Below are 11,012 nucleotides of genomic sequence, written 5' to 3' on the forward strand. Positions count from 1 at the left end.
GAAGATGGAGTGATTAATATGTTAAAAGAAATAGATAATCAAGTATTATCTATAATTATAAAATCAATAATTTCCATAATAGGTGTTGTTATTACTATATTATCAACCCATATTATTAATTTTATAAAGTTAAAAAATAATGAATTAATTAAAAATATAGGAATAACAAAGTATAATGAAGATAAGAAATTTGCTTTGAATATATGGAATATAGTTGAAGAACACTTTAGATTAAAAGAAATAGCTACTAATGTTATTGATAATAAGATTAATATGTTTAATCATGAATTAAAAAGGAAATGTCCATATTTAACTCAAGAAGAAATAGATTTTTTAAGACAAACTATTGCTGGTGAAATTAATAAAGACAAATTGAACTAATAAATTTTTAGTTTATGGGGTAATGTGAGCATCTCTTCAACCAGGGGCAAAGTAAATGATTACTGGTAATTTGACCTGATTTCAATGTTATACAACAGATTTTTGTAAAATGTTTATATTTATACTATTTTTCAGCATTAAATCATACAACAGTTACCATTTACTTTGCACTTCATGATAAAAATGCTCCCTCCACCCCAATTATTTCTACAATTGTAGGATAATTTTTTAGATACATAGTTCACAAAGTCAAAAATATTTTATAATTCAACTAGACGGTAAACATCATCAATATCATCCTGTGAGATCCCAAGATAAAGCTTGGTTATTGATTGGGTAGAATGATTGAACAGCTCCATAAGCACCGGAACAGGCACTCCCTTCTTCCATGAATGATATCCAAAGGTCTTTCTTAATGAATGGCATCCTACATGTTCTTTTATTCCAACTGCTGAACAACTCTCTTTTACTATTTTTATGGCCATATATCTTGTTATGGCTTTATTTTGTCCGTTACGGCTGCTGAATATATAGTCTGAAGAATCTATATCTTTAAGTTTCTTCTTATACTTTGAAAGTCCATCTATGGAATTCTTATTTAAAAGAAATTTTTTGTCCTTACCTGTTTTCTGCTCTTTTATGTAAACATGAGTTTTAAATTCCTTTTCTTCAAAATCATATACATCTTCCCAGGTTAATGAAAGTATATCTGAAATCCTAAGTGCTGTATTAAGCCCTAGAACAATCAAAGCATAATTTCTCATATTTCCTGATCCCAAAAGATACTTTTTCAGATCTTTAATTTTTTTCTCTGATCTTATAGGTTCAACTCTTTCCATAAATTTACTCCTCACTCTATTTTTCATATCTAAACTTGATTACCTTTTATTTACAAATTTATTTTTTATAAGTACCTATTCTATGATGCTCCACCGCATTTAATTAATTCCACATAATATAATATATATTATATTATGTGGAATTAATTTTTGCAAATTTACTTTTTAAAGGCAAAAAAATAAGAGCAAAGCTTTATATATCAATGCTTCGCTCTTATTTGGTGAATTCAACACAATATCTATTGTGTTGAATCGGCGTTCTTCATCAACAAAAATGTCATCTTAGTTTAAATTCATCACTTTTGCCAATCAGTTTTATTGGCTGCACGCCTTAAAGTTTTCCTGCTCAATAATATCTGGCTCATCAATAACATAATCTGGTATATGTTCTATTATATCTTGTATTGTAGCTGCACCTTCAAGCATAGTCATTGTATCTTCATGTGGATTTGCATATATACCATTCCAAAAATATTCATCATATTGTTTTCGATTTTGAAATGCAAGTAATGGTTTTTCTAAAGAAAACTGTGCATTTTTTCCATTCGTATTACCTCTGGCATCTACTTTTATCCATTTGTTATCAATAAAAATAGCATTAAAGCAATGTACGCAATAACCCATAGAATCATCAGCAGCTAATGTAATGTGCTGAAAACACATACCTGTTGGAATACTTTGTGTTCTTAATAAAGCAGCAAGAAGGTTAGCTTTTGCATGACAAATACCAGTCTTATATTTTAGAACATCAGATGCTTTTGCAGTAATAATTCTTGCTTGTATATCAAATGAATGTGGGATTTCGTCTCTAACATATTCAAATGCTATTTTAGCCTTTTCTGTATTACTATTTATATTTCTAAATAATTCATGTGATTTGCTCTGAATAATTTGAGATGAAAAATCGATATACTTATTTTCTTGTAAAAAAATCTTTAAATCCATTTTTTCCCCCCTGTATAGATTAAATAAAACTTAATTCATAAAGCCGATGTAACTTTTATAATATTATTAAGATTTAGATTGATTTGTTCCATTAATATCAACACTTCTTATAGAATTACAATAATTTATATAAATAATAATAACCATATGTATTATTATACATATTAACTAATAAATATGCAATAAACGTTTTTATAACTGATGGAACTAATTATTGGAAACAAAAAATTGGGCAACTTAATATTAAGCTGTCCAATTTAACAGAATTACCATTGTGTGGAACTCATACTTCCTAATCCTAATTATTTTCAGAATAGAATTTTAATGCTTCACCGATAAATTTAGATGCACCACTGCCATATTTCTTATCAGTAACTTCTATATACATAGGTTTTGATAAATAAGACTCTGCCATATAACCCCAATAGTTATCTCCCATATCCATTTTTAAAAATTCATGATATTTTTTAGTTATATCTGCCATTTCCTCAACAATTTGTTGAATTTCCTTTGATGAAGGATCTTTACTTAAGTCAGATGTAAGCTTTTTATATAGTGTTATTAATTTAGGCTGCTTATCTCCCAAATAAAATTTTAGGGCTTCTCCGATAAATTTAGATGTGCCATTGCCATATTTCTTATCAACTGCTTTTATCCACTCAGGATTTAATAAATAATTTTGCACCATATAGTACCAATTATCGTCTCCCATATCCATTTTGAAAATTTCATAATCTTTTTTAGCTGTATCTGTTATTTCTTCAGCAATTTCTTGAATCTCCTTTGAAGATGGATCTTTACTTAAATCAGATACAAGCTTTTTATATAGTTCTTTTAATTTAGGATGCTTATCTTCCAAGCAATCTTTTTTAAACTTATCATTTTGTTCCATTATAGTTGGCATATTACTAAGATTCTTTTTAATAGCTTCAGTATATTTTTCAATACTTCCATATTGCTTTATAGCCATTTTAGCAATCTTAGCTTCATTAGATTTACATTTTTCAATAAATTCATTATATTTATCTACACTACCATGGTATTTAATTACCATATCCTCGTGCTCTTTTTTAAATTCCTCCAATACATTAAAATATTCACTCATATCAAATTCTTCAAAACTCATTGTATTTTCTCCTTTTAATGTTTTGTTTATAAGCTCAATTAAACCATTCAATCTATTGCGTTTTAAAATAAGCAATTTTTTCTGATTTTTTAGCGCTTGCATTTTATCAAAGTGGACACTAGCCATGATCTCTTTAACTTCCTTCAAAGGAATATCAAGTTCTTTAAAAAATAAAATCTGCTGCAAGATTTCAAGAGCTTCTTCGTTATAAAGTCTGTAACCTGCTTCTGTGATTTCACTTGGTTTTAATAATCCGATTTCATCGTAGTAATGTAGTGCACGCACACTTATTCCTGTCAAATCCGAAACTTGTTTTACTGTTCTCATTACTGCACCTCAAAGTTTGATTTTAGAGCTATCACTACTATCTAACACTCCGCCGGCTGTGAGTTTTTGTCAATATAGTTAAGCTCTACTTATATATTGCACTATGACGTAGCGTTAGAGTCAACACTTTTTTAAAATTTTAATTCTAAGAATTCTTAATATCACTTAAGTGTTTCTATAACATCCTGTAAAGGCTTGTAAGTCGTATGTTTGGCTAAAATATTATTATATTTCCACCACTTAGTTCTGAATCACATTTAGAATATATTTCTTTTGAAATCAACACAACTGCTGGGCGTGGTGAAAAACTCAATTGAAAAAGGTAGTACATTACAAGATCCATGTAATATGCTACCTTTTTTTCTTAAATTAAGTAATAAATTGAATAGTTAAGGCTTTTATATAAGCCTTACATTCTCCTTTACTGTACTTTATTAACTTTTTAATGTTTAAAGCCAATGCTGAAAAGAGACATTGTTCTAATACATTTTTAATGCCCCTTTTTCTAGTTTTTCTTAAATTATGATTTTCCTTCATTATTCCAAAATTACCTTCACAATAAATTCTTCTTAAAGTCATAGCTTCTGTATATCTAAAGCTGTCTATAAGCTTATAGTTTTTATTCATAGATTTTCTATCAAAGCTAATATCAATTCGTCTAGCTACTTTAGAGGGAGAACACTTATCTTTTGAAGAACAATTTTGGCAATCAATATGCTTAGCAGAATAGCTTCTTTTTTTGTATTTGCCAGTATTAACACTAGTAAATCTAAGTATTTTATTATTAGGACATATAAAAATATCATTAAATTCATCATATTTAAATTTACTTGGTGGAAATACTTTTCCTTTATCTTTTTCTTCAGTATCTTTTTTGCTTATATATCCCTTTATTTTTAACTGATCTAAACCCCAATGAACTTGTGGAAAATCATATCCAGTATCAGCTGCAACTTCTTCTATTTTAAAACCAAACTTTTCTTGTTGAACTTTTAATCTATCTATATAAGGTATGAAATCATTCACATTGCCAGGTGTAACATAAACATCAGTAATTATCCCATATTTACTATCTTGACTTTGATGATTAAGATAGTGAAAACCTTTCGGTTTACCTGGTCTGCCCAAATATCCAGTTTCAGAATCTGTAATGCTTTTAATCTGCATTTTTTCTTTAACAAGATAATCTTCACTTTTTGCATCTCCACCAAAAGTATTCCTTTTACTGTTTGGATTATTTTCTTTAACTTTATAAGCGAGAGCTTTCGCTCTAAGATCAAGTCTTCTATTGTACTCATTTGGGCCTTCGTAAAGCAATATAGTTTCATGTCTTTCTTTTGAAGCGTTAGCTTTAATATGAGTAGAATCAGTTAATAATAGCTTCCCACCAACTATATTTTCTTTTATACAGAGTCTAACGATTTCATCAAATATTTCTTGAAATAAATTAGAATTTCTAAATCTTCCATTCCTGTTTTTAGATAAAGATGTTCTATCTGGTACTTTTTCATCAAGATCTATTCCTAAAAACCATCTATATGCTAAATTTACTTGTATCTCATTTAGTAGTTTTCTTTCAGAATCTATGTTGTATAAAGATGCTAAAAGTATTATTTTCACTAGAACTACAGGATCTATAGAAGGCCTACCCCTAGGTGAATATAAGTTATTTACTTTATCATAGATAAATGAAAAATCTATTTTATTGTTAATTTTTCTGAGCAAATGATTTTTGGGTACCAAATCATCAAGAGTAGAAGATATAATTTTAAATTCTTTTTTGATATTTTTCTTTAGCATTACGTCCTCCTTGTTAGTAAAAAAATAAGAACTAGATATAAATTCTAATTCTTATTTTAACTTATAATACTAAGTTTTTCACCACGCCCTATTAAGCAGGTTATAACTGCAAATAATGCTACTATGCCAATTAAAAGAGTCCATATCAATCCAATACCAAGATTATTTAGCACAGTATTTATAGTTGATAATTGAGTATTATAATCAGGTGTTGATACAATTTGAGATATATAAGTGTTAATTGTATTACTTAAATCGTAAAGAGCTATAGCACCTACACGTATAAATGTATAGGCGACAATAGCTTTAATGATGTTTATAATAAGCAAATGAACGTTTATACAGTCACTTTCTAAGTAGTCGATATAAACATTAGCAATGGCAAAAAGAATTCCTACAGCAAGCAGTATAAGCCCTATAAAGTCAAATAGGGCTAGAATATTAGTTACTAGATTGTTGCTAAAAAGATCAATTGAGGCATTAGTCATATATGTTAATACTTTTCCTGCCATACCAATAATTTGATCTTTAAGATAAGTAAAGACTATATCCATCATAAAGAATCACCTGTCTTTTTTTTATATTATTATCCAATTAAAGCCCAACCCCATACTGGGAATGTAGTTACAAGTGTAATTCCTGCAACCATTAGGATTATTCCTAAAAGCTCTATTTCTACACCACGTTTGTAAGACGCTACCGCTTTAGCTATCAGAACGCACAAAATAGCAACAAGAACAACGTCTATGACAGGTACAACAACTGTATTAACTATAGGTTTAATTTGGTTTATAACATTGTCTTTAGCTTGATTTAAGGCACCGTTTGCATCTGCATAAGCATATTGTGTTCCTGCTGTAATAAAAGCTCCTGCACCTGCTGTAATCACTGGTAATTTTTTTAATAAATTTTTAATTTTCATTTCAATTCCTCCTAAAATTTAAATAATTTTTTTAATATAAAAAACTGTATTGATTATCTTTTAATCAATACAGTTTTCATTCTTTATTATCAATAACTTGATGGCACATCATTAGTTATCGCTCCTCTATTTTCATCAAATATGAATTTTTTTCTTTTGCCCTTTTTATAAGACTGCCTATTCCAAAGTAAAAATGAGTAAGTACCAACACTTTCATTTGGATTTATACCGTAATTTTTTTCTTCTCTAAGTTCTTTTAAATCATCTGCACTTAGTAAATTACTATGCTCTAGTTCAAAAGCACTGTCATTATTTTTATCTATATTGAGTGATTTTTTATTCTCTAGCCTTTTAGAATTGATTTCATTATTGTTAATTACATTCCTTTTAAAGAATGATCTTAAAGTGTTTTCATTTACATTTAATATCTCTGCTATCTCCTTGTACTTTAATCCACTTTTATATAATTCGATTGATTTCTCTTTATTAAAAGTTATTTTTCTACCCGACATTTACATTCCTCCATTTGCAACATTTTTTATTGATTTTTGGGAACACTTCTAACCCCTTATACACCTGTGTCTATATACTGAATTATTTGACTTTCTTAATTATTTTTTGTAGCCTACTTCATTAAGTAAATCATCTTCAAAGTAATTTAGTATTTTTTTAAGTTTTAAGATAGTTTTATAAGGTGGAATAATTTTCCCATTTTCATATGAAGATAATGTGCTTCTGCTTTTTCCTATATACGTTGCTAATTTTTCCTGTGTTAAATTTCTTTCAAGTCTTAACATTGTTAGTTTTATCATTTTTTTGTTTGTATTCCCTCCTTTTTACCTGTATTCCCTCCTTTTCACTTATACATTTTTGTTTTTCACATATTCATTTATTATTTTAGCAACGTTTGGGTAAGTTAAACTTACCTTAATATAATTATATGTCAGTTTAACTGACGTGTCAATAGTTTTCAAAAAATGAAAAAATAAAGACACTAGAAGAATAATGTCTTTATTGACTATATGTGGTATAGGTGGTAATAGAATAATGTTATTCATGTAACCAATTTCCCTTTTAATATCATTTTTTTTCTACATCAAGTTCATAACAAAGAATATAATCCGTTGTAACATTATATAATTTAGCTAATTTTATAATGTTTTGAGTAGATGGAAGTATCTCACCTGATTCATATTGGCTCACAGCTGTTCTGTTTATACCTAAATATTTAGCTATGTCATCTTGAGTTAGATTGTTAATTTTTCTCAATTTTTTTAATCTTTCAGCAGTTGTACAAGATTTATTATTAAAAAAATCTATAGATTTTATTACTCCCTCTATGAATGTTATTAACTTTTTAAAGTCTCCACTTTTTTCAAAATAATTTTGTATATTTAGATTTTCTAATGATTCAGTTCCTGTGATCTCTTCACCATACCCTGTAATCAAAACTATATATAAATCTTTATTCGTTTTTCTTATTTCATTAACTATTTCTTTTCCATTCATTTCATCTACATAATAATCTAATAATAATATATCAAATTTCTTTTTTTGCAATTTCTTAATAGCCTCTTTAGAGCTTGTAAAGCCCTCTATATAATATTTATCTTCAAAGCTATCTTTTATAGCTTCAATAAGTCCTTCGTCATCATCAATTACAATTATTTTTATTCCTTTATTCATTTTTCAGCCCTCCATGTCCTTTAAAGGTAGTTCTACATAAAAAATTGTTTCTTCATCATCTGTATTAAAATATATTTTCCCCTTGAACATAACTTTTATTATTAATTTAGATATGTATAATCCAAGTCCAGTACCGTTCTTACCCTTAGTTGTAATCATCTGTTTAAATATTTTTTTCTGTATATTTTCTGGTATTTTATCGCCATTATTTTTTACATAAAAAATAACATTATTTATTTCTTTATATATTCCGAAAATTACAGTACCATTTTCTTTAGCTGAAACTGATTCTATAGCATTAGATATGAGATTATTTAAAACTTGAACTAGAGAGTTAATATCACCCTTAATTTTATAATTACTTTCTATTTTTATTTTTTTTATAAATTTACATTTACTTTTTCTGATCTGAAAATCCATTAATATCATAATCTTTTTTTCTATTTCTTTTATCGTAAAATAATCTTCATTATCTTTATCATAAGGAGTAACTTGACCTTTAACTGCATCTATTACATTAGAAATATAAATCAAATTTTCTGTAATTCTATCACTCCATTTATTAACCTCATTTATTGTTTTTTTTATATTAATATCATTTTGACTATTATCTTTAGTATATTGATTTATTCTTTCTATATCCCTTTTTATAATTTCAATTCCTCCTGAAGAACTCATGAGTGGAGTTTTTAAATTATGTGCTACACCTCCTATTAGTTGGTTCAAAGATAAAAGACGTTCCTTTTCAATTAATTGCATTTGATTTTCTTTTATAAGCCTTAAATTTTCTATATGAACACTGATATCTTTAAATACAAGAATTGTACCAAGGTATTCATTATTTATAATTATTGGATTGGCTTGTACTGCAAAATACTTTTTCCCCGATATATTCTTTATTACTATCTCTAAGTTCTTTATCTTTTTATCTTTAGATTCACTTATTAAATTTAAGAGTTTATTTTTATGCTTTAATAATTTACTGTCATTAATAATATCATCAAAATTTTTATATTTTTTTTCATCTGTTTTTTTTAATAGGAAATTTTCTTTAAATCTTTTATTAAATTCAATAACACTTAAATTCTCATTTAGTGCAATAGTTGAATCAGATACAAAATCTAAACTATTTTCAAACGCAAATTTATACCTGTGAAATCTTATTTTCACACCGAAAACTCCATATTTAAATGCAAAATATAAAAATTCCATAAACTGTATAGGAATTAAAAATGTAAAGTATTGCCAAGTGTTTTCTATCCCAAATGCTCTAAATATTATAGTAGACAACGCTGTGTAAAAAAAACATGGAGCGAGAATAACTATAGTTTTAAACTTATACTTTTTCATCAAGTAAGACTTTTCTTTAAAATAAGAGTAAACTAAGAAAATAAGTCCTCCAAAAATATATGGCACAGACCATATTGATAATACTTTAAAATACGACATCAGTTCTGCAGGTGTCTTCATAAAGTTGTTTTTTATTGGTACTAATATAAAATTTAAAACAGCTGGTATTAATAAAATAGGATATATTATTTTCTTCTTGTCTTTATGAATTATATTTGTATGGGATAATCCATAAAGTAACATACAATAAGGCACTATGAAGTAGTCAAGTGACATATAGACAGCAGCTATTTGATATATTAAGTTTATTCTTTCTTGAGTAAAGCTATAATATGGTATAAGATATATCGTAAAATATGTTTTAAAAACAACAGTTAACGTCCCGATTCCAGTGAAAAAACATATTGCTGACAACCATATAGTTGATTCAGTTTTATAATCCTTAATAATAATTATTAATGCCACTAACAATAATAATATACCTACAATTACCATAAACTACACTCTCTTATCTATAAATTTTAAAACATCTCTCCTAAGTCTATTTTTACAAAGCACCGTTCCGGAATGACCGCAATTATATATATATCTTTCTGAGCTTTGCCAGTTCTCCCACACCAAATTTGTATTTTTATTCAAAACAACTTTATCATGTTTACCAGATATAAGTAGTATTTTATCAAGATTTAACACGGGTTTCCTTAAGCTTGGATTGATAATACTCCAACTTTTTTTTAATAAACTATAGTCAAAATTATTTTTCAAAAAATCTTTTTTTATATACTTTCCAACCTCGGATTCAAATACTGTAAATGATAAATCATTACCATAAAAAAGTGATACTACCCCATCAATATTCTCTTCAGTTTCGGCTAACAAATTAGAAACTATTCCCCCTAAGCTTAAACCTATGATTATAATTTTTCCTTCTTTTTCAGTTTTAATATAACTTATTAAAGCTCTAATATCACTTACAGATTGCTGAACAGACTTTAGTGTTCTGTTTACATCTGCACTTATATAATATTCTCCACTATATGATGTATTTAGAGTTCTTTCCATGTGAAAAGGTTGTACATAACTATAAATATTATACCTTCTCTCAATAAAACTATCTAAAAAAATTTTATCTAATCTATGAAGAGTTTCAGATTTCCAACCATGTATCAAAATAATATTTATATTATTATCTGTGCCCAAATATTTTCTATAGTGAAATAAAGCCTCCTTATTACTGTCTCCATTCTCCACTTCACTTAAAAATTTTATTTTTCCTATCTCGTAATTATTTTTAGTTGTATCTTTTTCATAATGTATTTTCGGTAATATAGGCTTTTTATAAAACTTTGAGAAATCACTATTAAGTTTATTGACTTCCTCCTCATCATAATTAAACTGATCCTTTTTACTGTATTTTTTGTGGAAATTATTTAAAGCATAATTATCTGCTATATTTGATAGTATTTTCATTATAGCAAGTTTCACATCCTTTCTTGTGTATTTAGAAATAGAATATTCTTTAATTATAACGTATTAAGTATTAAAACATGAAGCGATATAAATAGATTTGAAAAATTTAAAAGAAACTGAATTAATAAATTTTGCTAATGAAATTCAAAGCATGATTAATGTTTTA

General features: G+C 27.0%; 12 protein-coding genes. 1 reads left to right on the forward strand and 11 read right to left on the reverse strand.

Features of this window, described 5'->3' with window-relative positions; genetic code table 11:
- The first annotated feature begins 18 nt into the window (after window positions 1-18).
- On the forward strand, window positions 19-381 hold the full coding sequence (locus CLOPA_RS23415; protein WP_015617875.1) for a hypothetical protein: 363 nt from the start codon (window positions 19-21) through the stop codon (window positions 379-381).
- 260 nt (window positions 382-641) lie between these two features.
- Here the strand turns inward: CLOPA_RS23415 and CLOPA_RS23420 are convergent, their stop codons facing one another.
- The 11 genes from CLOPA_RS23420 to CLOPA_RS23470 all read right to left on the reverse strand — a co-directional run bounded on the left by CLOPA_RS23420 (window position 642) and on the right by CLOPA_RS23470 (window position 10,846).
- Window positions 642-1,220: a site-specific integrase gene (locus CLOPA_RS23420; protein ID WP_015617876.1), complete on the reverse strand. Its 579-nt coding sequence runs from the start codon at window positions 1,218-1,220 to the stop codon at window positions 642-644.
- 315 nt (window positions 1,221-1,535) lie between these two features.
- A complete protein-coding gene (locus CLOPA_RS23425; RefSeq protein ID WP_015617877.1) occupies window positions 1,536-2,165 on the reverse strand; it encodes a transglutaminase domain-containing protein in 630 nt (209 codons plus the stop codon).
- A gap of 298 nt (window positions 2,166-2,463) precedes the next feature.
- On the reverse strand, window positions 2,464-3,618 hold the full coding sequence (locus CLOPA_RS23430) for a MerR family transcriptional regulator (protein WP_015617878.1): 1,155 nt from the start codon (window positions 3,616-3,618) through the stop codon (window positions 2,464-2,466).
- A gap of 369 nt (window positions 3,619-3,987) precedes the next feature.
- Window positions 3,988-5,418, reverse strand: coding sequence for an IS1182 family transposase (locus CLOPA_RS23435; RefSeq protein WP_015617879.1), 1,431 nt, complete (start codon window positions 5,416-5,418; stop codon window positions 3,988-3,990).
- A gap of 56 nt (window positions 5,419-5,474) precedes the next feature.
- Window positions 5,475-5,975 carry a conjugal transfer protein TrbL family protein gene (locus CLOPA_RS23440; protein ID WP_015617880.1) on the reverse strand — a complete coding sequence of 167 codons (501 nt, stop codon included), beginning with the start codon at window positions 5,973-5,975 and terminating at the stop codon, window positions 5,475-5,477.
- 29 nt (window positions 5,976-6,004) lie between these two features.
- Window positions 6,005-6,340 carry a DUF3852 family protein gene (locus tag CLOPA_RS23445; RefSeq protein WP_015617881.1) on the reverse strand — a complete coding sequence of 112 codons (336 nt, stop codon included), beginning with the start codon at window positions 6,338-6,340 and terminating at the stop codon, window positions 6,005-6,007.
- 89 nt (window positions 6,341-6,429) lie between these two features.
- Window positions 6,430-6,852 (reverse strand): helix-turn-helix domain-containing protein, encoded by a 423-nt coding sequence (locus tag CLOPA_RS23450; RefSeq protein WP_015617882.1) that lies wholly within the window; start codon window positions 6,850-6,852, stop codon window positions 6,430-6,432.
- A 99-nt stretch (window positions 6,853-6,951) separates the two neighbouring features.
- The gene (locus CLOPA_RS23455) at window positions 6,952-7,152 is read right to left on the reverse strand and encodes a helix-turn-helix transcriptional regulator (RefSeq protein ID WP_015617883.1); all 201 of its coding nucleotides are present in this window, start codon (window positions 7,150-7,152) and stop codon (window positions 6,952-6,954) included.
- A gap of 268 nt (window positions 7,153-7,420) precedes the next feature.
- Complete coding sequence (locus CLOPA_RS23460; protein ID WP_015617885.1) at window positions 7,421-8,026, reverse strand: response regulator; 606 nt, start codon at window positions 8,024-8,026, stop codon at window positions 7,421-7,423.
- A gap of 3 nt (window positions 8,027-8,029) precedes the next feature.
- Complete coding sequence (locus CLOPA_RS23465; protein WP_015617886.1) at window positions 8,030-9,871, reverse strand: ATP-binding protein; 1,842 nt, start codon at window positions 9,869-9,871, stop codon at window positions 8,030-8,032.
- A gap of 3 nt (window positions 9,872-9,874) precedes the next feature.
- Window positions 9,875-10,846, reverse strand: a complete 972-nt coding sequence (locus tag CLOPA_RS23470) for an alpha/beta fold hydrolase (protein ID WP_015617887.1) — start codon at window positions 10,844-10,846, stop codon at window positions 9,875-9,877.
- Window positions 10,847-11,012 lie beyond the last annotated feature (166 nt).

Source organism: Clostridium pasteurianum BC1 (assembly GCF_000389635.1).
Lineage (GTDB): Bacteria > Bacillota > Clostridia > Clostridiales > Clostridiaceae > Clostridium_I > Clostridium_I pasteurianum_A.